Origin of the sequence: Rhodothermus profundi (assembly GCF_900142415.1) — a bacterium.
GTDB lineage: Bacteria > Bacteroidota > Rhodothermia > Rhodothermales > Rhodothermaceae > Rhodothermus > Rhodothermus profundi.
The window spans coordinates 731,131-754,177 of record NZ_FRAU01000001.1 but is presented as its reverse complement, the minus strand read 5'-3'; the positions used below and the strand labels follow the sequence as shown (position 1 = coordinate 754,177).

The window sequence follows — 23,047 nt, the reverse complement described above, 5'->3', positions numbered from 1 at the left end:
GCGCGGGATAGTCGGGGGCGCTGGGGCTAAACGGTAAAACATTACGCGTATTAGGTGCGAGCAGGTCGTACCTGTTCAGCATAGGCAGCCGTAGCGAGGGGCTGGACGAATGGATGGATCCACAATGGATTGCCCCAGATGAAGGAGACACGTTATTTGTAGCGAATTGCCGAGGAAAAAATTGATATTCGGGGCCGAAAGGGATGCGCTACGTGTATGACAGGACTTATCCGGTGGGTTGGACGTAGGAGATTTAAGCCTCGCTGTTTCCGGATATCAGGCAAGAAGGCATGTGGCTGGGGTTGCCAGGAGAAGGGGCATTAATTTATTGCGTCGGATATATCATTTTGTTAATCAGGAAGCTGCCAGGAAGGAGAGACGAAGGCATCTATATGACTTACTTGACCCTTGGGCCGATGAGACGCAGCAGGTTAGCAGGGCTGTTGCTGCTAGGGGTCCTTGCCACGCCGGCTGCTGCCCAGTTTACCGGCCAGCGGCATCCGGACTGGAAGCGGCTGGAGCCCGCTGAGCAATTCGACGAGATATGGTCTGAGGGATGGACAGGGAAAAAGTCGGGGGCACTGCATTCGCTATCTGAACGATTGCGCAAAATGCGCCGTCAATGGCGTGTGGGCGCGCTCCAGAGCCCGCACGCATGGGAGATGTTTGGGAGGGTTCAAGATGTAGCGATAGACCGCCGCGGACGCGTGTTCGTGTTGGACAATGAATATGCAACCGTGCGGGTGTTCAGCGCAAAGGGTGACTTTCTGTTTGAAGTTGGAAGAAGAGGGGAAGGGCCTGGAGAATTCATCTATCCGGAGTTCCTGGCCATTGATTCGCATGATACGCTGTATGTAACGGACCGAAGGCATGGCATACATGTGTTCGCTCCTCGAGATAACCATTATCAATATGTCCGAACCATTATCCTGCCTCGAATTGCTTCTGGAGGGCTGTGCGTAAGTGATACCTCTATTATCATATCTGACAGATTGTCTAACAGAAACAAATCATTGATATATCATATTGGCAAATCGGGAAACATCATAAATCAATTCGGTAAAGGAATAAATTATGATACGAACAATCCTCTTGTTTTGTCTTATATTACACGAAACTATATGGCGTGTGATTGGAAGCATCGTATGCTAATAATTGCCTACAGAAATGCTCCAATAGTTCAGGTTTATCGTATGGACGGTACATTACTTAAGACAATAGCTATCAGAGATCTGGAACTTATAGGATTTATCGAGATGAAAAGCGGCGGAATAACTTTTCCCAGGCGTAGAGATAAAGAGGCGGTTTTAATTAACGTGCTACGTGTTGCGGAAGGAGTGTTCTTGATTCAGTACGCTATATGGCAAACAAAAGATTTTGATCGAGCCAGACCATTCGCATATTTGTTTGATGTTGTAAATAATAGAAAGATATTTCTGAATAAATTGCCTGTTCCCAGAATAATGGCGCTTCATGGAAACAGATTGATTGCCTCAGATTACGATGACATCCCTCACATTTCGTACTACACGTATTAGTCCGAATTTACAAGCCCGTATTGTCTGGAGCAGCCTGGATAAGCTGTCATAGCCGGAGGGAGCTTGGGCGTCGTCTGGTGGGAGCCTCTGTTGCATCCAGGGTGCAGTAAGTCGTCGTTTTGTCTAGCCTGGCCTATCTGCCTTCAGCTGGTAGCCCCGGTCTGTCTGATGAAACGCGTCGACCTGCAACGCCTTTCTTTCAACAGGACGTCCGCTTCCTCTTAGATGGCAAAGTATCTGGAGCATGCCTGGAGCTAAGCGGCGGTAGGCTGCCGGGCCAGCCGAGCTGTCGTGGATTGTGGAGGCGGGGACGCGGAGACAACCGCCATGCACCAGCGAGTTCTCTGGAGGAAACGGGTGATTTCCCGACGACGGTCGGTGTCGGGCGCTATCGGCCTGTCCCCGTTTGAGCCAGGGCGCTGCTGATTGCTGGACAGGGACCGTATTATGGGCGCGGCGGGGTGGTGCCGACCGGCGGCGCCACTGCTTCCGGTGGCGTTTCGGCGGCCCCATTGCCCACTTCAGCAGCTACCGGCTCACGTCCCAGAAAGCGTTGCAGGTGGGTGGCGACCGAATCGAATGCAGAGTAAAGCACGGGCATGATGACGAGCGTCAGGAACGTCCCAAACGTCAGCCCGCTGATAATGGCTGTGCCCATCGGGCCCCAGAACTGGGTATTCTCGGAGCCAATCTGGAAGTTGGGATCCCAATCGGTCAGCAGGCCCACAAAGTCAATGTTAATGCCGAAGGTGAGTGGTACCAGGCCAATGATGGTGGTCAGCGCAGTGAGAATGACGGGACGCAGCCGTGTAGCGCCAGCTTCAATGATCGCATCGTGCTTGCTGAGTCCGCGTCGCTGGAGCTGCATCGTGTAGTCGATGAGCACGATGTTGTTGTTCACGACAATGCCAGCCAGAGAGATCAGTCCGATAAAGGTCATCAGCCCGAACGCTGTCCGCGTCAGGATCAGCCCCAGCAGCACGCCGATCAGGCTCAAGCCTACCGCGATCATGATCAGGAAGGGACCGCTGACGCGGTTGAACTGGGCAATCATAATCAGAAAGATCAGCGCGGAGCCAATCAGCAAGGCCGTGGTCAGAAAGCTGAACGACTCCTGTTGCTCTTCGTTTTCGCCGGTGTAGGCCAGGTGATAGCCCGGCGGTAGCGAGCGCTCGTAGTCGGCCAGGTATTGCTGGACCTGGCGCAGTACGGCCTGGGAATTGTAACCGGGCGCCACGTCACCACTGACAGTAGCGACGCGCTGCAGGTCCAGCCGGGTGATAGCGCCGAGGCCACCGCCCAGCTCAAAGTCGGCCACGGCCGTTAGCGGGATCTGCTGTCCCTCGTGCAGGATGGTCAGGTTGCGCAGGCTCTCCAGCGAACGGCGGTCGGCTTCTTTGAGGCGGACGGTAATGTCGTACTCGTCTTCGCCAGTGCGATACTGGCTGGCCTCAATGCCATTGATAGCGGCGCGGACGACCGAGGCAATTTGCTGGGTGCTCAAGCCAAAGCGGCCTGCTCGTTCTCGGTCGATGCGCACGCGCAATTCCGGGCGGCCTGTGTTGAGATTGTCGGTGAGGTCCACCAGGCCGGGTATGCGGCCCGTCTCAGCCGCCTCAATCAGGCGTTGCTTGATCTCGCGCGTGATGCGCACAATCTCCTGAAAGTCAGGGCCAGAAATTTCAATGTTGACGGGCGGACCGGTAGGCGGACCCATGCGGTCCTGGTCGATTTCCAGCGTTACGCCCGGAAGGCCCTGCAGTTGTTGGCGCAGGCGGGCCAGGGTCTTACGGCTGGAGACAGCGCGATCTTCGTAGTCGACCAGATCGAGCGTGATGGTTGCCACCTCTGGCTTAGAAGAGCCACCACCGAACATTCGGTCGCCGCCGACGCCCACGTTTACCTGAATATTTTTGACGTTAGCCTGATCTTCAGGGTGTTCGTGCAGCAACTGTTCGATGCGATTCAGCGCTTCCCGGGCGATCTGGTCGGTCGTCTCGACATTGGTGCCGAGCGGAGCCGTCAGCGTAACTTGAATTTGATTGGGATCGGTCTGAGGGAAAAACTCGACGCCGGTGGGCGCAAGGGCAAACAATCCGAAAATCGCAAAGAGCGCTCCGAGTACGCTGTTGAGGAGCCGGGCGCGGTTGTCGGTCAGAATCAGGTAACGACGGTTACGCCGGTTCAGCAAGGCACCCAGCAGGCCCGTCACAATGACGAGCAAGGGGAGCGTGAGGAGCTCGACGATCGTCGCAAGCGCCACCTCGCGTGGGCTCAGGTACATGAGGCCGGTTACCACCAGCACTACAGCCCCGAAGATCAGTCCGCCCCGAACGGTCGTCCACCCCCCCAGAAAAAGTGTTTCAAGGGTATGCAGCAGGATGCCTAACAGACCAATAACCGCAAGGAGAGCGCCAGGTATCATCAGGACCATGCCGGCGGCCTGCCCCAGTAGTGAGCCCAGCGCTCCGCCCAGGACCAGGAGCACAACACCCAGCGTAAAGCTCCCCAGCGCAAAGGTATTGCGCAACAGGGCATGCGGGACCGAATAATCCCGCTCCAGCATCCAGCTCAGAAAGGCCCGGTATCGCCGGATCAGACCAGGCAATCCGTTGTGAATGAACCAGTTTCCGATAGGACTGAAAAGGTGACGATGAAGCAAGTAAATGGTCGGGATGGCAACGGCCAGCGCAACCAGCGTTTTCCAGTTGGCCAAGCCCAGCACCAGGCCCATCACGAGCACAACAACAGCCAGCAGTAAGCGTACGCGTCGGGGAGCGCGCGGCGTTTTTTCCCCTTCTACTCGCATAAAGTAAGCGGTGAGCACTGGATTGATCACCAGCGCCACGAACAGTGAGGACGTAAGCGTGATGATGAGCGTCAGCGGCAGAAAGCTCATGAACTCGCCAATAATGCCGGGCCAGAAAAGCATGGGCATAAAAGCTGCTACCGTCGTAGCTGTTGAGGCCACAACGGCGCCGCCTACTTCGGCCGTAGCCAGCCGGGCTGCTTCGAAGCGGCTGTACCCCTGCTCTCGAAAGCGGTAAATATTTTCAACAATGACAATGGCATTATCGACGAGCATGCCCAGCGCGATAATCAGCGAGAAAAGGATCACGAAGTTGAGCGTGTAGCCCAGCGCCTGGAAGACCAGAAAGGCGGTGAACATCGAAAGGGGAATGGCTATGCCCACCAGGGTGGCGGTGCGCACCCCTAAAAAGAACAGTAGAACCGCCACTACGAAAATCAGTCCACTGATAATGTTGTTCTCCAGGTCACGTACGAGCGCCTGAACATCTTCGCTCTGGTCGCCTGTGATGACTACCTCGGTGCCGGCTGGAAAAGGAAAACGTGCCAGTACTTCGCGAATGGCTGCGGCGGTTTCCAGAATATTGGCGCCCGAGCGTTTGCGGATGCTCAGGCTGACGACCTGCAGGGGGGCGTCGGTCTCGGCATGGACTGGCACCAGACGGCCGTCTTCTTCACGCTGCAGCACGCGCAGGTACGCATAGCTGTCGCGCTCTTTGTACCCAAAAACCACCTCGGCCACGTCCCGCACATAGATTGGCTTCCCGCCAGGCGCTTTGATGACGAGATGGTTAATTTCTTCCGGCACCTCAAACTCACCATCGACACGCACCAGGTAGTTGAGGCGGTCTACGTCGATGGAGCCTCCGGGCAGGTTGGTGTTTTCGCGCCGAATCGCGTTGACCACATCGTTAAAAGTCAGGTTATACGCCTGCAGGGCAGCGCGATCGACGTTCACCTGCACCTCGCGCTCCAGGCCTCCTACCACCGTGGCTTCCAGTACGTCGGGCAGCGCCTCCAACTCGTCGGAGAGGTCTTCGGCTACCTCTTTCAGACGGGAGAGGGCATACGGCGCAGCCAGGTTAATGGTCATGATAGGCAGTTCGGAGAGGTCAATTTCGTTGACCATGGGCTCCTCGGCATCTTCCGGGAGCTTGGCTTTCGCGATATCTACCTTGTCGCGGACTTTCTGAAAGGCTTCGTCCAGCGTAATTTGATCGGGCAGAAATTCTACCACGATCGTTGAGACGCCTTCGGTAGACGTCGAGCGAATCTCGTCGATGCCGGTAATGCCCTGCAGCTCCTCTTCAATGGGTTTGGTGATCAACGACTCGATATCTTCCGGGCTGGCTCCGGGATAAATGGTCGTGATCACGATATTGGGAATTTCAATGGAGGGGAACGACTCTTTCGGAATGGTCAGGTAGCTGACCAGCCCTCCAACAGCCAGCAGGGCCGTGAGGACAAGAACCGTGGTGCGCTGGCGTATGGCAAGATTGGTAACTTTCATGGCTCCGGACCAATTGGGTTACGGCGTCTGGATCCCCGGGGCACTGGTGGTAGCGTCGGCGGCTCGAGCGGCTGTGGTGTAGGTTTGAAGCACTTCCAGCAGGTCGCCATCGCTCAGGTCATTCTGGCCGAGCACCACCACCCGCTCGCCAAAGCGAAGGCCCTGCGTGACGACAACCAGTCCCTCGGCAGAGGGGCCCAGGGTGATGTACCGCTGACGGGCTACCAGGCCGTCGGCGGTCGTGTCGGCCACAAACACACTGGTGCCGGTCTCATCGCGAAGCACCGCCGGCAAAGGAATCACCGCTACGTGGTCAAGCACCTGGCGAGCCAGACGGACGCGCACGACCATTTCGGGCTTGAGCTGGCCGTCTGGATTGTCCAGATGCACTTCGATCGGAAACGTTCGGTTCGCCGGGTCAATCGTGTTGCCAACAAAAGAGACGGTCGCCTGGCGCGCAGGAAGCCCATAGGCCTGGAAGTGCAACGCTACCGGGGTGCCTACGCGGATATCGCGGGCGTAGCGCTCAGGGACACCGGCCCGCACCTTGACGCGATGCAGGTTAACCAGGCGAAGGACCGGCTGGCCCATCGCAATCTGCTCGCCCACATCCACAAAGTGGGCTTCAACCGTTCCGGCAAAAGGCGCCTGAATAACCGTATGCGCCAGTTGTTTACGGGCCTGTTCAACGGCAGCTTCGGCCAGTCGAAGCTGGGCGGCAGCCTGATCGCGCTGGGTGCGGACGTTTTCAAACTCCAGTGCACTGATAATAGAATCGCGAAACAGGGGCTCCTGGCGTCGGAAGTTATCCAGCGCCAGTTCGTAGGCAGCGCGCGCGCTGGCCAATTGGGCCTCGGCCTGTTTCAGAGCGGCCCGTGCCAGGGTCTGGTCCAGGCGCGCCAGCACGGCACCTGCCGCGACCTGGCTACCCAGTGGCGCAAGGTACTCGACGGTCCCAGAAGCCTGCGCCGAAAGGGTGGCGTCGTGCTCGGCTTCCACCGTGCCCGTTACTTCGATCCAGTCCACAAACCGGGCCGGACGCAGCTCAAGCAGCTCGACGCGCACGCGCCGCTTGGCAGCAGCCAGGGCTGTGTTGTCGGATGTGGACGCTACGTTGTCAGGCGGAGCGCATCCGTTGAGTCCTACCAGCACAAGGCTGGCCAGAAGCGTCAGGCGAGTCCATCCGGATATATGCATGGTGGTTTTCATGGGCTAATTGGTTGCAGGGAACTACCGGGATTCATGGCGAAGTGTCAGGGAGACCCGGGCTTCCTGACCGGGCGGCGCAATCAACCCCACCGCCGTTTCAAAAGCACTTTGCGCCGTGAGGTAATCATAGACGGCCTGCAGGTAGTTCAGGCGACTCTGGTCGAGCTGTTGCGAAGCCTCGCGTTCTTCCAGGGGACTGGCTACGCCTTCGCGCAATCGAATGCGGGCATGCGTATAGTTCAGCTCAGCCCGCTCGACATTGCGCGCCTGACTGACCAGTCGTTTCCGGGCTGCCTCTAAATCGCGCAGCGCTTGCAACACCTCCAGCCGCACCTGGTCCAGTTGGTGCAGGTACTGGAGTTCGGCTTGCTTAACCGCAATTTGCCGCTGTTGCACGCGCGCTGCGGTCTGAAAGCCAGAAAAAAGCGTCCAGGTCAGCCGGACGCCTATGTTGACCGAGGGATTCCAGTAAGCGCTCGAAAAGAAATCATTGGTGCGTCGGGAGAACTTAAACGGATCGTTCGGATCTGAAAGAATTACAGTCCGATAGTCCGGCACATTGCCAATGTAGCTGAAGCTGGCAAAAGCGCTCAGACGAGGATAGCGGGCTGCTTTCGCTAACTCCCGATCTACTTCGCGCAGTTTGATCTGCAGTCGAAGTTGTTCTAGATCTGGACGGCGCTCCAGTGCCAGCGCAACAGCTTCGTCCAGGGCAATCTGCTGATAACGACCCGGATCCGTTACGGCCAGGACGCCACGAAGCTGAATGGGCTGGTCCAGGGGGATACCCAGCAGAAGTTTGAGCTGGTCAAGCGTCTGCGCCGCCTGGTTCTGGGCCTGAATAAGCTGGGTTTCCAGGTTGGCCAGCTCCACTTCAACGCTCAAGCGCTGAAACTGCGGCGCCACGCCCTGAGCGACGCGCCGAATGGTCTCCTGCAGCGTCTCGCGCGTGCGCGCAACGCTCTGAGCCATAACACGCACCTGTTCTTGCGCCAGCAGCGCTCCGTAAAACGCCCGCCGGACCTGATCAATCAACAACTGCTCCTGGCGCGTCGCGCCTCGACGGTTGATCTCTTGCAGGATTTTAGCCCCTTTGATGGCCGCAAAGGCTGTTTTGCTGAAAAGCGTCTGCTCAATGGTGAGGCCTGCTGTGAACCGATTGTCTACGGCAAAGGGGTTGTCGCCCGCGCGCGGCCGAATGCCAGCCTCGGCAAGCGCCTGCTGCTGCCGCTCTACAAACTCGCCGAAAGAGATGGGCTCGGTTTCTGGATTGTCGTCGGTGCGGGCCCGTTCGTTGTACGCCAGCCAGTCTAAAAAGCCCAGCGATTGGAAGAGATTGCCGGCGGCCGAGCCGGCAAAGGGGTTAGGCGTTTTCAGATTGCGCGTATAATCGGCACTCAGATTAACCTGAGGCAGCACCTGCCCCCAGGCTTCGCGGACTTGCGCCCGGGCGTTGGCCACGTCCAGGCGAGCGCTTTGCAGCGCGCGGTTCTGAATGAGGGCAATCTGGATGGCTTCTTCCAGCGTGAGTATAATGGGTTGGGGGGAAGAAGCGGAGCGCTGGACCGATTGGGCCGGCACGTCTCCAGCGGCGACAATCCATCCGAGCCCTACAAGGAGCCAGCAACGGATGCTCATGATTCCTCCTGCGATTTCCTCCGATCCAACAGACCCTCCAGCAACAGCGTCGAAAGGAAGCGGGTAGCTTCTTCAGGAGTCGGTAAGGCATGCTGGGGCTTACCCGTCACGCATTCCTTCAGCAGACGATGCATGGCCAGCCCGTGCAAGTTGCCCAGGATTGTGTGCGCGACCGCCTCTGCCGGAAGTGGGCGTACCTCCCCGCGCTCAATAGCCGCCTGGATGTGCCGGGTTAATAGCTGAAGGAATGCGTCGTGATGGCGCTGGAAAAAGGCGGCGCGCTCCGGGTCCGGGCTGACCATCATGCGCTGCGACTCGCGCGTGACGAGCAACAGCATGTCTCGGTTCTGCTCAAAGAATTCAAAGCTGGCACGCAGAAAAGCTTCGAATCCCTCCCGAAACGACGCCGCATCGGCAAAGGAGGTCTCGATCAACTGGCGAAACTGCGCAAAAACCTCTTCGAAGACGGCAAAGAACAGTTCGTCCTTGCCGCCGGGAAAGTAGTTGTACAACGTCCCTTTTCCAAACTCTGCCCGCTGGGCAATTTCGTCCAGCGTGGCATCCACGTATCCTTTTTCGGCAAAGACCGCGCGCGCTGCCTCCAGCATAGCCTGGCGACGCATCAGGCGCTCGCGCTCTTTACGGGAAAGTGAGGGAGATTCCATGAACGTTTGGTCAGAAAGTGACTGGCTGGTCATTTATTGACGAGAGAGTCTACGTTGAGCCTGCCAAAAGGATGCGGTAGAAATTTTAAGAATGTGTGAAGAGTGGCCGGAAAAGAAAACGGCGTAGCGGTCAATGTCTACGCCGTGGGAGGTAGCGAGAAGTGCCGGGCACCACAGGGTAAAAAAGGAGGCGCCGCCGCTGTGCGGCTGCAGGGGAGTGGAGCGCTGGAGAAGCGGCCGGTTAATCGGCCGTTTTAGAGATACTGTTCTAAATTATGAGCCTGGAGGTATTCGACAACGTTTTTCACCTGCTGCGTGCTGTCGAGGTTGCAGATAAGCAGGGCATCTTCGGTGTCGATGACGGCCGTATCATGGATACCGATGAGCACAACGAGGCGTTTTTCGGTGTCCACATAGTTGCGGCTGGCATCCCGCACGATCACCTGGCCTTTCAGGGCATTCCCCAGTTGATCTTTGGGGCTCAGGTCGTAAACAGCGCGCCAGTCTCCTACGTCGCTCCACTCAAAGTTGCCCGGGACGACCCAGGCGTGCTGGGATCGTTCCATCACGCCATAGTCAATAGAAATGCTGGGGCAGGTCTGGTAGGCCTGCTTGAGCAGGTGGGGTTCGTCGGGCGTCCCGACAGCCTGGCGTAACGGTTCAAACGCTTCGTACAGATCGGGCAGGTGGTGCTGCACTTCAGTCAGGATGGAGTCGGCGCGCCAAATAAACATGCCGCTGTTCCAGAGGAAATCGCCTGAGTCCAGGAAGCGTTCGGCGGTCGCAAGATCTGGCTTTTCTGCAAAGGTGCGTACCCGGTAGGGACGTGGTTCCTCGAACAGATGTTCGGCCGATCCTTCAAACTGGATATACCCATAGCCGGTGGCTGGATAGGTAGGCTTAATGCCAATTGTTACCAGGGCGCCGGGCTCCCGTGCCTTTTCAATCGCTACCCGTAACGTTTCGTGGAAGGCTCTGACATTGCGAATCACATGGTCGGCCGGCAGCACCACCATGAGGGCGTCGGGGTCCTGCGCCAGCAGCTTAATGGCAGCATAGGTGATACAGGGAGCTGTATTGCGGCCAATGGGTTCAGCCAGGATGTTTTCCGGAGGAAGCGCAGGGAGTTGTTCGCGTGTTTTCTCCACGTAGCGCTGGTGGGTAACGATATAGCAGCGCTCTAGCGGAACCAGGCCCTGCAGGCGGGCTACCGTATTCTGCAGCAGCGTGGCCTCACCAAATACCTTTAGAAACTGTTTGGGGTGGTCGATACGACTTTTGGGCCAGAAGCGGCTTCCAATGCCGCCTGCCATAATCACCGCATAAAGCATAGATCGCTTTCAGGTTTGGTGAAACGAACAAGTTCAACATGAGGCATGCACCGACAAACGTTGCGCGAACGAGCAGCTCCGGATGCAGGTTGCGACGCTCCCGTAAAAATACAGCGCAGGGGGCTGTTCTGTCAGGAAGATTTTCGCATAGCAGACATGTCCGATGAAACAGCGTGCGATCTGGTTTGCCCGTAATGAACAGGCGGAAGCACTGGAGCGGGCAGGCCGCAAGGCCGAGGCGCTGGCGCTTTACGAGGCAAATGTGCGAGAAGGTTGCGATCTGAGTTTTACTTACGAGCGCGTCGGGGCGCTTTATGAGGAGCAGGGTAAGCTGGAACAGGCCCTGGAAGCCTTTGAGCAGGCCCGTAAGATTGAGCAGAAGCGCGGGCCCAGCAAACGGCTGGTCCAACTGGGGCGGCGCGTGGAAGCCTTGCAGCGCCGGCTGCATGAGCAAAAACCGCAAAAAGGAAGGGCGCAGCCCGGAGCATCGGTAACCGATTCCAGGCAGACCGGGCGATCGCAGCGTGCGGCAGCCGCGGCCCCGCGGCGTAAAGGCTGTTTGGGCGCGTGGGTACTGGTCATGCTGGGAGCAGGTGGGTTGCTCGGATGGCTGGGATAAGCCGGCTTCCCTGCGGGAATTTCATGAAAAAGCCAGCCGCGCTTTAACCGCACAGCATCTTCTCGCTTTACTCCAGCGTTAGTCAGGCGATTTGCTACGAAAAAGCACGCAAAAAGTGCAGGGGCTGATTCGCCACAGGCGCATACAGGTGCAGTGCAGGCGGCTTTTCTTAGAGCGCTGGAATGGTTTGTGTTGTTGTGTCCATTAAAGGGGGGAAACAATCATGAAACTGGCTATTGTTGGTACGGGGTACGTCGGTCTGGTGACCGGCACTTGCTTTGCCGAGATGGGCAACGAGGTAGTCTGCGTGGACATTGATGCACAGAAGATCGATAAGCTGAACCGGGGCGAATTGCCCATCTTTGAGCCCGGGCTGGAGATTTACTATGAGCGCAATCGTCGGGAAGGACGATTGCACTTTACCACGTCCCTCGAAGAGGCGCTTCCTGAAAGCGAGGTTATTTTTCTGGCGCTGCCTACGCCGCCTGGCGAGGACGGCTCGGCAGATCTTTCCTACGTGCTGGGGGTGGCCGATCAGATTGCGCAATGGATGGCGGCTCACCCAGAGACGGGCTACAAGATTATTGTGAACAAGAGCACGGTGCCTGTCGGAACGGCAGACCGCGTGCGGGAAATCTTTGAGTCGTACGGGCTGACTCCGGGCGAGCAGTTCGATGTGGTGTCGAATCCCGAGTTTCTCCGGGAAGGAGTGGCGGTTGACGATTTCATGAAGCCGGAGCGCGTGATTATCGGCACGCGCAGTCCGCGCGCCGCGGAGATCATGACGCAGCTTTACGAGCCGTTCGTGCGCCAGGGGAACCCTATTCTGGTGATGGACGAGCGCAGCTCGGAAATGACCAAGTATGCGGCCAATGCGTTTCTGGCGACCAAAATTACCTTTATGAATGAAATAGCCAACGTGTGCGAGCGCGTTGGCGCCAACGTCGATGAGGTGCGCCGCGGCATCGGGTTGGACAGCCGTATCGGGAAGCAATTTCTCTATGCCGGTATCGGTTTTGGGGGAAGCTGCTTCCCGAAAGATGTCAAGGCGTTGGCCCGTACGGCCGAAGAACACGGCTATGCATTTCAAATTCTAAAGGCGGTGCTGGACGTCAACGAGCGCCAGCGTCGCCTGTTGGCCGAGCGCGTCTACGAGCGGTTTGACGGGCAGCTTGAAGGGCGGCGGCTGGCCATCTGGGGACTGGCCTTCAAGGCCAACACCGATGACGTGCGCGAAGCGCCTTCGCATGTCATCATCCGGAAGCTGTTGGAGCATGGCGCCGATATTGTGGTTTTCGATCCGGAGGCTATGGAAAATACGCGGGCTGTTTTTGGCGATGCGATCCGGTACGCCCGGAGCATGTATGAAGCGCTCGAAGGGGCCGAGGCGCTCGTCATCTGCACGGAATGGAACGAGTTCCGTCGTCCTGATTTTCAGCGGATGCGCGACCGTATGGCGCGGCCTCTGATTTTTGATGGCCGCAACCTGTATCATCCCAAGCGCATGGCCGCCATGGGCTTTGAATACTACTCCATTGGCCGGCCGCACTACCCGCCGCATACCAACCCGGATCCTGCACTCCTGGCCAGCACAACCGACGGAAAGACAAGCGCATGAGTCGTCCACCGCGTACGCTGATCACGGGGGGCGCCGGATTCATCGGCTCACACCTGTGCGAGCGGTTTCTGGCCGAAGGCCACGAAGTGATCTGCATGGATAACTTCATTACGGGCTCCCCGGACAATATTGCGCATTTGATCGGGCACGAGCGGTTCCACTTTATTCAGCACGATGTCACCAACTTCATTTATGTGGAAGGACCGCTCGACTATGTCCTGCACTTTGCCAGCCCTGCTTCGCCGGTCGATTATCTCAAGTATCCCATTCAGACCCTTAAAGTAGGGGCGCTGGGCACGCATAAAGCGCTTGGGCTGGCCAAGGCCAAGGGGGCGCGCTTTCTGCTGGCCTCCACGAGTGAAGTCTACGGCGATCCGCTGGTGCATCCGCAGCCTGAAGACTACTGGGGCAACGTGAATCCCGTCGGGTTGCGCGGGGTGTATGACGAGGCCAAGCGCTTTGCCGAGGCCATGACCATGGCCTACCATCGCTATCACGGGGTCGACGTGCGCATTGTGCGGATTTTCAACACCTATGGCCCCCGCATGCGGCTCGACGATGGGCGGGCGCTGCCCACATTTATGACGCAAGCACTCAAGGGCGAGCCCCTTACGGTCTACGGAGACGGTAGCCAGACGCGCTCCTTCCAGTACATTGATGATCTGGTCGAAGGTATTTATCGCCTGCTTATGAGTGATTACGTAGGACCTGTCAATATTGGCAATCCTGAGGAAATCTCCATTCTGGAGTTTGCGCGGGAGATTATCGAGCTGACCGGTAGCAAAAGTGAGATCGTTTTTAAACCGCTGCCAGCCGATGACCCAAAAGTGCGCCAGCCTGACATATCCCTGGCGCGCCGGGTACTCGGCTGGGAACCCAGGGTGAGCCGACGCGAAGGACTGCGTCGCACGCTGGAATACTTTAAACAGCGGCTGGGACTGGAAGCAGCCCACAGCTCATGATGGGATGTTGTAGGAGGATCGGGGTATGGAGGCGCTGGGATGGCAGGCCTGGATTACGCTGGCAGCCATCGCCGCGATGGTCGTGGCGCTGGTGCGGGAGGTGGCGCGTCCTGACCTGATCTTTCTGGGAACGCTGGGATTGCTGCTGCTCACCGGCGTGCTCACCCCGCAGGAAGCGTTCGCAGGCTTTTCGAATCCAGCCGTGCTAACCATTGCGGCCCTGTTTGTGGTCGCGGCCGGACTCCAACGCACCGAAGCCCTGGCCTTTGTGGACCGCCTCCTCTTCCCGCAGCGGCCGTCTACCGCGCGGGCCGTTTTTCGGATTATGGTACCTGTTTCAGCGCTTTCTGCCTTTTTGAACAATACGCCAATCGTTGCCATGCTTATGCCGCGGGTGCAGCAGTGGGCCGCGCGGCATAACCTAGCCCCCTCTAAGCTGCTCATTCCACTCTCCTATGCAGCGATTGTAGGGGGAATGATTACGTTGATCGGCACCTCTACCAACCTGGTCATCTCGGGCCTGATGATTCAGGCTGGCCTTCCCGGACTGCGCCTGTTCGACCTGACCTGGGTCGGGCTGCCGGTGGCCGTGGCGGTCATCCTGTTTTTTACCCTGCTCGGTCATCGCCTGCTGCCCGATCGTCGGCGTGAGCAGGGAGACTTTGAGGAGGGATTGCGAGAGTGCCTGTTTGAGCTGCGCGTTACTCCGGCCGGCACTCTGGAGGGCAAAACCGTAGAGGAAGCAGGGCTGCGTGCGCTGGGGGAAGCCTACCTGGTGCACATCCGACGCAGTGGACGGGTGATCCCGGCGGCTCCAGAGCAGGTGCTGCAAGGCGGGGATGTCCTGACATTTGTCGGCTCTGCCCGAATGATCGAACAGTTGTTGGAACGCGACGGACTGGAACGGGCGCTGCCTTCTGTGGAAGAGAACGCGACGCAGACGCTCCCGCTGTTTGAAGCAGTGGTGGCGCCTTCCTCGACACTGGTAGGCAAGACGCTTCGGGAGGTGCAGTTCCGCGAGCAATATGGCGGCGTAGTACTGGGCATTCAGCGGCAAGGTCAGCGCATTGTCGGATCGCTTGGGCGCATTCCTATTGAAGCGGGCGACCTGCTGCTGATTGAAGCCCGAAATGGTTTTGACCGCCGCTGGAACGCCCGGCGCGATGAGTTTTACCTGGTCGCTCCACGCAGTCCGGAACGGCCCCGGCCGCGTCCCCGCCACGCGCCCGTAGCCCTGGCCATTTTTGCGGGCATGGTGTTGCTGGCCGCGCTGGGATGGGTGCCGCTGGTAACGGCAGCCTTTGCAGCCGCCCTGGGGATGGTGCTGACGCGTTGCCTTTCAGGCCGTGAAGCCCGGCAGGCGCTTGATCTACAGGTGCTGGTGGTGATTGCGGCTGCGCTGGGAATCGGACAGGCCGTCGATCGCTCCGGACTGGCTGCTGCGCTCGGCCATGGTCTGGTGGCGATGACGGCCGACCTGGGACCAGTGGCTGCGCTGGCCGTGCTCTATCTGGTTACCATGGCGCTAACCGAACTGTTTACCAACAACGCGGCCGCTGCGCTCATGCTGCCCGTTGCGCTCGCTGTGGCAGGCGAGCTGGGGCTGGAACCCCGAGCTTTTGCAATTACCGTCGCCGTAGCGGCCTCGGCCAGCTTTCTGACCCCGATCGGCTACCAGACGAACCTGATGGTGATGTCGGCCGGAGGCTATCGCTTCCGCGATTATCTGAAAGCTGGCACTCCGGTTGCTGCTCTGGTTTTTGCAGTTGGGCTAACGATGATCGCATGGATCTGGCTGTAAACCTACCTTCTGTTTAACCAAACCTGAGTAAACGTACCGATGTCCACGACGACACTTATTGAGCCACATGGTGGCGCTCTCTGTGAGCTGATTGTTCCGGAGGCAGAACGCGAGACGCTCAAGGAAAAAGCCCTGACGCTTCCATCGCTTACCCTTACGCCTCGGCAGCTCTGTGACATAGAGCTGCTGCTCAATGGAGGCTTTTCGCCGCTGCGAGGCTTTCTGAACCGGGCCGACTACGAGCGGGTCGTTGAAGAGATGCGGCTGCAAAGCGGCGTGCTATGGCCCATGCCGATCACGCTGGACGTCTCGGCAGACGTAGCCCGCACGCTGAATCCAGGCGATGAAGTAGCGTTGCGGGATCAGACCGGTCTGCTGCTGGCCGTAATGCAGGTCGAAGATGTCTGGAAACCAGATAAAGAGCGGGAGGCCCGACTGGTTTTTGGTACTACCAGCACAGAGCATCCAGCCGTGGCCTACCTGATGCACGAAGCGGGCGAATATTACGTCGGCGGTACGCTCAAAGGCGTGCAGCTTCCGGTGCATTACGACTTTAAAGAACTGCGGCATACGCCTGCGCAGCTACGCGCCGAATTTGAACGACGGGGATGGGAGCGTATCGTAGCCTTTCAGACCCGTAATCCCATGCACCGGGCCCACAAAGAACTGACCGACCGTGCAGCCGAAGAAGTAGGGGGCCATTTGCTCATTCATCCGGTCGTGGGCATGACGAAGCCCGGGGATATCGATTACTACACGCGCGTGCGTTGCTACCGGAAACTGCTCAAGTACTATCCCGAAGGGCGGGCCATGCTGAGCCTGCTGCCGCTGGCTATGCGCATGGGCGGACCCCGCGAAGCGGTCTGGCACGCAATCATTCGCAAGAACTATGGTTGCACCCACCTGATTATTGGCCGTGACCATGCAGGGCCCGGAAAAGACTCCAGCGGCAAGCCATTCTACGGGCCCTATGATGCCCAGGAGCTGGTTCAGCAGTACCAGGAGGAGCTGGGCATTGGCGTGGTTCCCTTCAAACTGATGGTCTACCTGCCAGACCAGGACACGTACAAACCCATCGACGAAGTCAAAGAAGGAGAGCGGACGCTCAGTATCTCAGGGACGGAGCTGCGGCGCCGGCTGGCCGAAGGCGAAGAAATTCCCGAATGGTTCTCCTATCCTGAGGTGGTGGCTGAGCTGCGCCGCACGCATCCTCCGCGTCATCAACAGGGATTCACGGTATTCTTTACGGGGCTGTCGGGCTCCGGTAAGTCCACCATTGCCAATGCGCTCATGACCCGCCTCCTGGAGCTGACCGGGCGTCCCGTGACGCTGCTTGATGGCGACGTCGTGCGCACGCACCTGAGCAAAGGGCTGGGCTTTTCCCGGGAAGATCGGTCAATTAACGTGCGGCGCATCGGGTACGTAGCCAGTGAAATTACCAAACATCGTGGCATTGCGATCTGCGCTCCCATTGCGCCCTACGAAGCAGACCGGCAGTACAACCGGCAGCTCATCAGCAGCTTCGGCGGCTACATCGAGGTCTTTGTCGATACGCCCCTGGAAGTGTGTGAGCAGCGCGACGTCAAAGGCCTCTACGCAAAAGCCCGCGCTGGGATCATCAAAGGCTTTACGGGCATCGACGATCCGTATGAGCCGCCCTCAAACCCTGAAATTGTTTGCCGCACCACGGAGGAGACGGTCGAGCAGTGCGTGGAGAAAATTCTGGCCTATCTCTATCAGGAAGGCTACCTGAAAAAAGAGGAAAATAACGCGTAAGCAGGAAAAGGACGTAGGCGGTGCCCGGGCGGAAAGGCCCGGGCACCGCTATTTTTTTAGCGTTGTTGCTCCATAAATTCCTCGAAACTCTGGGTTCGGTACGCTTCGGAACCAATAAAACGTAAGATCTGCAGGAACGTCTCGGTCGGCACAAAACCAGGCACCCGTGTGATGTACGTGCCGTCTGGCTCCAGAAAGACGGTAGTAGGATATCCAGACAGCCCGAGCGCCTGAGCAAGCTCTGCCTCGGTCAGCTCATAGCCACGAAAGGTAAGTTTGCGGGCGGTGTCTTCGCCGTTGAGCCGAGCGTATTCAAAGTGGGCTTTCAGATAGGCGACCACGGCCGAGTCGGCATAGACTTCTTTTTGCATCCGACGGCACCAGGGGCACCAGGGGGCCGAAATGTCAATAAGCACTTTTTTTCCACTTTGCGCGGCTGCTGCCATGGCCTCTTCGACTCGTTGCCAGCCGATAGGGGCCATGATCGCCGGATCAAACAGTGAAGATTGGGCCTGCGCCGTCAGAGGAAGCAGGACGGTCAGGCTCAGCCAGCACAGGTAGGTTGAACGTCGCATAGCAGTTTCTGGTAGGCTTCTTGAAAACGGGGAGCCAGGCGGGCCCAGCTATGGGCGGCAAACGCAGCGCTGGTACGGGCCGCCAACCTGCGTCGCAGGGCGGGATCTCCGCACAGCTGCCGCATGGCGGCCGTAAGCGCTTCGAGATTGGGAGTGTCAACGACATAGCCTACCCCGTAGGTTTCCACCACACGGCGGAGTTCAGGCAGGTTGCTGGCCAGCACGGGAAGACCGGCTGCCAGGTATTCAAAAAGCTTGTTAGGGAGCGCCAGCCGGTGGTTCAGGCAAGTATCTTCAAGCAGCACAAGCCCTACGTCAGCCGAAGCAGTAACAGGCAGCAGCTTATCGGGTAGTACCGGTGGTAACAGGTGCACGCGGTCGGCTACGCCCAGGGTGGTTGCGCGCTCTCGGATAACCGGGGCCAACGGTCCATCCCCCAGATAGACCAGCGCAGCCTCTGGCACCTCGGGCAACGCTTCAAGCGGCAATAAACAACCTCTGCCAGGCCGTAAATGGCCCTGATAGAGAAAAAGTACAAGGTGGTCGGGAAGCTGAAGGTGTTGCCGCAGGGAAGTAGTCTGAACGGTTGGGGCCGGCGCCTCAGGCGCATTGTACAGGACCAACGGGGACGCAATGCCATAGTCATGCACCAGATGGACGGCTATTCCTTCGCTGACGGTCAGCACAAGATCAGCCTGGCGTATATAATGACGCTCTACCAGCTTCCAGAAACGCTGGCGTAGCGGACGACCTGCCGTGCTGGCAACGTAGGGGTACCGTTCCCGGGCATCAAAGACCAGCCGTCCACCAAAGCGACGGGCTGTACGGGCCAGCGCAGGCAGCACATACAGATCACCTGCATGGTAAATGCGGGCCTGGCAGGAGCGAAGAACGCGCAGGAATTGCCGGTGTAGTTGCCAGAAAAAACGAGGACCTTGCCCTTCAGGAAGCGGCAGGGAATGATACCGTACGCTGGACTGTAGGTCGGCAGGCAGCGCAACCGGCGGTCCTACGCCAAACGCCTCAATGGAGAGGCCAAGCTGGGCCAGCGCTCGGAGCTGGCGAAGTGCTCGGCTGTTGTGGGGCACCGATCCCACCAGCGCAAAACAGACGTCACTGCACGCCATCTCTGCAGGGTACGTACGGCCTTTCCAGCAAAATACCCTTCCATGCCTACCTGAGGCAATAAAAAACCCGGCCTCTCGAAAGAGGCCGGGAATAAGAAAAACGCTGGCCTAGTGCTCAGTTGTTGTGATCACCACCAATCGTGGTCGAACCACCACCATTGTTACCACCATAGTTGTTATGGTCCCCACCAATGGTGGTTGAACCACCACCATTGTTCCCTCCGCTCTCCATAACAACCGGACCCGTCAGGGCATCCGAGCTGCAGCCCGTCAGCGCCAGCGAGCCTCCGGCCAGCAACGCCGGAATCGCCAGCAACATCATCAGTTTAGCCAATCGCTTCATGGTACTTTATACGGTTGGGGTGAATGGATGAGGCCTCGCCTAAACCACCCGAGCCTATGCCTGAACAAGGTGAGCACTCTGGCGCAGATAGTGGGGATATTTTTGCTGAGAAAATCAATTTTAGAGGGAAAAAATGCGGAGGAGATAAAGGGTAAATTGGATTAATCCTTGCAGGGAAACGAATCGTTCGGAGGCCGAACCCGGTAAAAGACCCGGCCTACCGCTTGAGTTCGTGGCTGGATTTCCCGATACTGTACCAGGGCAATGCACCGCTGGCATGGCGCGCGCGCATCGACCACATCCAGTCTGTCTGACGATTCAGAGCCGGCTGCTTCGGGCTATAGGCCGATGGACGGGAGGAATCCTGCTGCTATTGGGCTCCTGGCCTCTGCAAGCTCAGGAGCTTTCGTACCAGGTCGAAGTAGGCGCGCCGCTTTACCTGCAGCACTACGCTCCTCAGGACTATGGACAGTTTCCGCAGAACTGGGCCATTGTGCAGGACAGGCGGGGCGTGATCTATGTGGGGAATGTAGATGGGGTGTTGGAATTCGATGGGGTGCACTGGCGATTGTTGCGAACGGCGACGAACACCATCGTTCGCTCACTGGATGTAGATACGGCAGGACGGATTTTTGTAGGAGCGCAGGGCGATTTTGGCTATTTCTGGCCTGATTCGCTGGGAGTGCTGCGCTACACGTCGCTGGTACCCGAGATTGCTGACTCGACAGACCGGAATTTCTGGGACGTGTGGGCCACGCGCGTGACGCCCGATGGCGTCTATTTTCAAACGCATGCCCGGCTGTTTCGCTGGGATGGCGATACCATCCGGGTGTGGCGCCCACACACTTATTTTCATACGGCTTTTGTAGTGCATGGCCGTCTCTACGTGCGGCAGGACAGCATCGGGCTCCAGACAGTTGCGGGCGATTCGTTGCGACTGGTGCCTGGCGGAGAGCGCTTCGCCCACCTGCGCATTTACGCTATGATGCCCTATGATGCGGAGCAGATCTTGATTGCTACCCGGGAGGCAGGTCTCTGGCTTTACGATGGTCGCACGTTTCGGTATCTACCCAGCGAAGTTGAGCCGTTCATCCGCGCCTATCCGCTCTATCATGGCACGGCCATGCCGGGGGGGTTCTATGCGCTGGCTACGCTGGGAGGCGGGGTGTTCATTATTGATCGGGAGGGGCGGATCGTTCAGGTTATTGATGAGTCGGTCGGGTTGCCGGATAGCTGGGTGAATTACGTGTACGTCGATCGGCAGGGCAGCCTCTGGATGGCACTCAATAGCCGCGGACTGGCCCGCGCCGATGCCGTCCCCTACCTTTCGGTGTGGGACAAGCGGCTGGGACTGGACGGATTTATGTACTGGTTGGGGCAAGAAGCCGATCATCTCTACGCTGCTACCAGCACGGGACTGTTTCACATGTCTTTATCACAGGGATCGCGGCCTGTCTTTGTGCGGGATGTGCGGATCTCCGATCAGGTCTTTCAGATCTTTCGCCATGGGGAAGATTTATGGCTAGCTACGGCGGAAGGGCTTCATATAAAGAAGAGAGAGCAAGTTCTTTCTGATCAGACTCTTTTATTACCTGAGCAAACCGTTTTTTCACTGGCTCGACTTACCGATAGTCTGATTGCGGCAGGCACTAAAAGCGGACTGGTACGACTCAGATGGAATGGCAGGCAATGGGCTATTGACCCTATTGCTGGAGTAACCGGAGAGGTCCTGCGCATTGTACGAGCAGGACATACGCTCTGGCTCAGTTTGCGGGATGGACGGATTGTGCAGATGCAATTCTTAAATGGCTGGATGGAAGCGCCGGAGGTAACAGTTTATGGGGAGGCAGATGGATTGCCGGGAAGTGTAACGCAGATGGTTGAAATTGATAGTACAGTGTTCTTTTATGCCAGAGAAGGTGTATATCGTTTTGTGCCGGAAGCTACGCCGGTTTTTCAGCCAGACAGTTCGCTCATCGCGCGGGGGCATGAAGGACATGATGAACTGCTGGCCCTGGTGGTGGATCGTTTTCGGAGAGTCTGGACCATCTACCCGACGCACGTAGATATTGCGCATCCGTTGCCTGGCGGAGGCTACCGGTTTGAAACGCCGCTGGTGCTCCGCTATCCAGCCTGGGGTTCTCCTGTGCAGGTGTATGTAGATGAGGAAGGGATTGTCTGGCTGGGGAATCGGGATCGGCTTATCCGCTACGATCCAACGCTGCCCTTTCCGGAAGAATTGTTTTCTGTGGAACCGCCTCCAGTGTTAATCCGGCAGGTGGCGGTAGGCGATCATGTGCTGTTCGGCGGGGCGTTTGTGGGCACCGATGGGTTTCTGCGTGGACAGCAGCAAGATGGTGAGGTGCTGGAGCTTCCCTATGCTTTTAATGACCTGCAATTTGAATTTGCGCTGCCCAGTTTTATTCGTGCAGAGGATAATCGCTACCAGTATCGGTTAGAGGGTAAAGAAGATTGGTCAGACTGGACGACCGTTACGCAGCGGTTTTACCCGAACCTGTGGGAAGGCGTTTACCGCTTCCAGGTGCGGGCGCGCAATGCCTGGGGGTTGACCACACCGGTTACGACCCTGGTCATACGCATCCTGCCGCCCTGGTACCGCACCTGGTGGGCCTACACCCTCTACCTGGTGATTCTGGTAACCACCGTGGCGCTGACCTGGCGTCATTATGTGGCGCAGCAGCGGGCGCAGCAGATGTACATTGCAACGGTGCTAGGGGATCGTATCCATTCCCTGACGGCGCGTATTAATTTGCTGACGCGGATGCTCCGCGAAGCGAATGCAGCCAAAGAAACGATCCTTTCAACCACGACGCACGAGCTGCGCACGCCGCTTTCAGCCATTCTGGGATTTGCCTCAGTACTTAAGGAAGAAACAGATAATCCGCAGCACCAGGAATTTCTGGAGCTTATTGAAGAGAGCGGCCAACGCTTGCTGGCAACGATCAACGACATCCTGGATCTGGCGCGGCTGCGTTCCGGATCCATGGTGCTGCGGCGCGTGCCGGTAGAAATCACCGAAACCGTTCAGAAAGTCTATCAGCTTCTGGAGCCGTTGGCGCGCAAAAAAGGACTGGACTTCCGGATGGAATTGCCAACGGTGCCGGTCCGCGTGTTTGGGGATCCACGGGCTGTAGAACGGGTGCTAAACAATCTGGTGGGCAATGCCATCAAGTTTACTCCCAGAGGTGAGGTAGTGATTTCGGTAACAGCCGACGAGCAACATGTGCGGATCGCTGTGCGGGATACGGGCGAAGGCATTTCTGAAGAGTTTTTGCCGCATGTCTTTGAAGAATTTCGTCAGGAGTCGTCCGGTACCGACCGGGCTTATGAGGGGAGTGGGCTGGGCCTGGCTATAGCAGCGCGGCTGGTAAAGCTTATGGGAGGCACCATTGAAGTCGCCAGTAAGAAAGGGGAAGGAAGCACCTTTACCGTGGTGCTCCCACGCGCGCCGGAGCATGGAACCCCCTCAGGGATGTACCCACACTGGCAACTATCGGAAACGTAGA

At 57.9% G+C, this 23,047-nt stretch carries 15 protein-coding genes; 7 read left to right on the top strand and 8 right to left on the bottom strand.

Features of this window, described 5'->3' with window-relative positions; translation table 11 throughout:
• Nucleotides 1–290 precede the first annotated feature (290 nt).
• The gene (locus tag BUA15_RS03255; protein WP_072714501.1) at nt 291–1,538 is read left to right on the top strand and encodes a 6-bladed beta-propeller; all 1,248 of its coding nucleotides are present in this window, start codon (nt 291–293) and stop codon (nt 1,536–1,538) included.
• A 445-nt stretch (nt 1,539–1,983) separates the two neighbouring features.
• Here BUA15_RS03255 and BUA15_RS03250 read toward each other — a convergent pair whose 3' ends face one another.
• The 5 genes from BUA15_RS03250 to BUA15_RS03230 all read right to left on the bottom strand — a co-directional run bounded on the left by BUA15_RS03250 (nt 1,984) and on the right by BUA15_RS03230 (nt 10,699).
• Nucleotides 1,984–5,856, bottom strand: a complete 3,873-nt coding sequence (locus BUA15_RS03250) for an efflux RND transporter permease subunit (protein ID WP_072714500.1) — start codon at nt 5,854–5,856, stop codon at nt 1,984–1,986.
• 18 nt (nt 5,857–5,874) lie between these two features.
• Nucleotides 5,875–7,065, bottom strand: coding sequence for an efflux RND transporter periplasmic adaptor subunit (locus BUA15_RS03245; protein ID WP_072714499.1), 1,191 nt, complete (start codon nt 7,063–7,065; stop codon nt 5,875–5,877).
• Between the two features lie 21 nt (nt 7,066–7,086).
• Nucleotides 7,087–8,703, bottom strand: coding sequence for a TolC family protein (locus BUA15_RS03240; RefSeq protein WP_072714498.1), 1,617 nt, complete (start codon nt 8,701–8,703; stop codon nt 7,087–7,089).
• Nucleotides 8,700–9,368, bottom strand: coding sequence for a TetR/AcrR family transcriptional regulator (locus tag BUA15_RS03235; protein ID WP_072714497.1), 669 nt, complete (start codon nt 9,366–9,368; stop codon nt 8,700–8,702). Before BUA15_RS03235 ends, BUA15_RS03240 begins: the two co-directional genes overlap by 4 nt.
• A 254-nt stretch (nt 9,369–9,622) precedes the next feature.
• The gene (locus BUA15_RS03230) at nt 9,623–10,699 is read right to left on the bottom strand and encodes a mannose-1-phosphate guanylyltransferase (RefSeq protein ID WP_072714496.1); all 1,077 of its coding nucleotides are present in this window, start codon (nt 10,697–10,699) and stop codon (nt 9,623–9,625) included.
• A gap of 163 nt (nt 10,700–10,862) precedes the next feature.
• Here BUA15_RS03230 and BUA15_RS03225 point away from each other — a divergent pair, with 163 nt between their 5' ends.
• The 5 genes from BUA15_RS03225 (at nt 10,863) to BUA15_RS03205 (ending at nt 17,475) form a co-directional block, all read left to right on the top strand.
• Nucleotides 10,863–11,318 (top strand): tetratricopeptide repeat protein, encoded by a 456-nt coding sequence (locus tag BUA15_RS03225; RefSeq protein WP_072714495.1) that lies wholly within the window; start codon nt 10,863–10,865, stop codon nt 11,316–11,318.
• Between the two features lie 223 nt (nt 11,319–11,541).
• The gene (locus tag BUA15_RS03220) at nt 11,542–12,936 is read left to right on the top strand and encodes a UDP-glucose dehydrogenase family protein (RefSeq protein ID WP_072714494.1); all 1,395 of its coding nucleotides are present in this window, start codon (nt 11,542–11,544) and stop codon (nt 12,934–12,936) included.
• Nucleotides 12,933–13,898, top strand: a complete 966-nt coding sequence (locus tag BUA15_RS03215) for a UDP-glucuronic acid decarboxylase family protein (protein ID WP_072714493.1) — start codon at nt 12,933–12,935, stop codon at nt 13,896–13,898. The genes BUA15_RS03220 and BUA15_RS03215 overlap by 4 nt, the downstream gene beginning before the upstream one ends.
• 25 nt (nt 13,899–13,923) lie before the next feature.
• Nucleotides 13,924–15,699 (top strand): SLC13 family permease, encoded by a 1,776-nt coding sequence (locus BUA15_RS03210; protein WP_072714492.1) that lies wholly within the window; start codon nt 13,924–13,926, stop codon nt 15,697–15,699.
• Nucleotides 15,700–15,738: 39 nt separating this feature from the next.
• Nucleotides 15,739–17,475, top strand: a complete 1,737-nt coding sequence (locus BUA15_RS03205; RefSeq protein ID WP_072714491.1) for a bifunctional sulfate adenylyltransferase/adenylylsulfate kinase — start codon at nt 15,739–15,741, stop codon at nt 17,473–17,475.
• A 56-nt stretch (nt 17,476–17,531) separates the two neighbouring features.
• On the opposite strand, the gene BUA15_RS03200 is transcribed toward BUA15_RS03205, so the two are convergent.
• The 3 genes from BUA15_RS03200 to BUA15_RS03190 form a co-directional block, all read right to left on the bottom strand.
• The gene (locus BUA15_RS03200) at nt 17,532–18,050 is read right to left on the bottom strand and encodes a thioredoxin family protein (RefSeq protein WP_072714490.1); all 519 of its coding nucleotides are present in this window, start codon (nt 18,048–18,050) and stop codon (nt 17,532–17,534) included.
• Nucleotides 18,020–19,177 (bottom strand): glycosyltransferase, encoded by a 1,158-nt coding sequence (locus BUA15_RS03195; RefSeq protein WP_072714489.1) that lies wholly within the window; start codon nt 19,175–19,177, stop codon nt 18,020–18,022. The genes BUA15_RS03200 and BUA15_RS03195 overlap by 31 nt, the downstream gene beginning before the upstream one ends.
• Before the next feature lie 115 nt (nt 19,178–19,292).
• On the bottom strand, nt 19,293–19,520 hold the full coding sequence (locus BUA15_RS03190) for a hypothetical protein (protein WP_072714488.1): 228 nt from the start codon (nt 19,518–19,520) through the stop codon (nt 19,293–19,295).
• Nucleotides 19,521–19,797: 277 nt separating this feature from the next.
• Between BUA15_RS03190 and BUA15_RS03185 the strand changes: the two genes are divergently transcribed.
• Complete coding sequence (locus tag BUA15_RS03185) at nt 19,798–23,046, top strand: sensor histidine kinase (RefSeq protein ID WP_072714487.1); 3,249 nt, start codon at nt 19,798–19,800, stop codon at nt 23,044–23,046.
• Nucleotide 23,047 lies beyond the last annotated feature (1 nt).

Bases quoted from the DNA above. Each gene is read 5' to 3' on its own strand.
- BUA15_RS03185 (WP_072714487.1), top strand. From the start codon at position 19,798: ATGGCGCGCGCGCATCGACCACATCCAGTCTGTCTGACGATTCAGAGC.
- BUA15_RS03235 (WP_072714497.1), bottom strand. From the start codon at position 9,368: ATGGAATCTCCCTCACTTTCCCGTAAAGAGCGCGAGCGCCTGATGCGT.
- BUA15_RS03220 (WP_072714494.1), top strand. From the start codon at position 11,542: ATGAAACTGGCTATTGTTGGTACGGGGTACGTCGGTCTGGTGACCGGC.
- BUA15_RS03205 (WP_072714491.1), top strand. From the start codon at position 15,739: ATGTCCACGACGACACTTATTGAGCCACATGGTGGCGCTCTCTGTGAG.
- BUA15_RS03210 (WP_072714492.1), top strand. From the start codon at position 13,924: ATGGAGGCGCTGGGATGGCAGGCCTGGATTACGCTGGCAGCCATCGCC.
- BUA15_RS03230 (WP_072714496.1), bottom strand. From the start codon at position 10,699: ATGCTTTATGCGGTGATTATGGCAGGCGGCATTGGAAGCCGCTTCTGG.
- BUA15_RS03215 (WP_072714493.1), top strand. From the start codon at position 12,933: ATGAGTCGTCCACCGCGTACGCTGATCACGGGGGGCGCCGGATTCATC.
- BUA15_RS03225 (WP_072714495.1), top strand. From the start codon at position 10,863: ATGAAACAGCGTGCGATCTGGTTTGCCCGTAATGAACAGGCGGAAGCA.
- BUA15_RS03250 (WP_072714500.1), bottom strand. From the start codon at position 5,856: ATGAAAGTTACCAATCTTGCCATACGCCAGCGCACCACGGTTCTTGTC.
- BUA15_RS03240 (WP_072714498.1), bottom strand. From the start codon at position 8,703: ATGAGCATCCGTTGCTGGCTCCTTGTAGGGCTCGGATGGATTGTCGCC.
- BUA15_RS03245 (WP_072714499.1), bottom strand. From the start codon at position 7,065: ATGAAAACCACCATGCATATATCCGGATGGACTCGCCTGACGCTTCTG.
- BUA15_RS03190 (WP_072714488.1), bottom strand. From the start codon at position 19,520: ATGAAGCGATTGGCTAAACTGATGATGTTGCTGGCGATTCCGGCGTTG.
- BUA15_RS03255 (WP_072714501.1), top strand. From the start codon at position 291: ATGTGGCTGGGGTTGCCAGGAGAAGGGGCATTAATTTATTGCGTCGGA.
- BUA15_RS03200 (WP_072714490.1), bottom strand. From the start codon at position 18,050: ATGCGACGTTCAACCTACCTGTGCTGGCTGAGCCTGACCGTCCTGCTT.
- BUA15_RS03195 (WP_072714489.1), bottom strand. From the start codon at position 19,177: ATGGCGTGCAGTGACGTCTGTTTTGCGCTGGTGGGATCGGTGCCCCAC.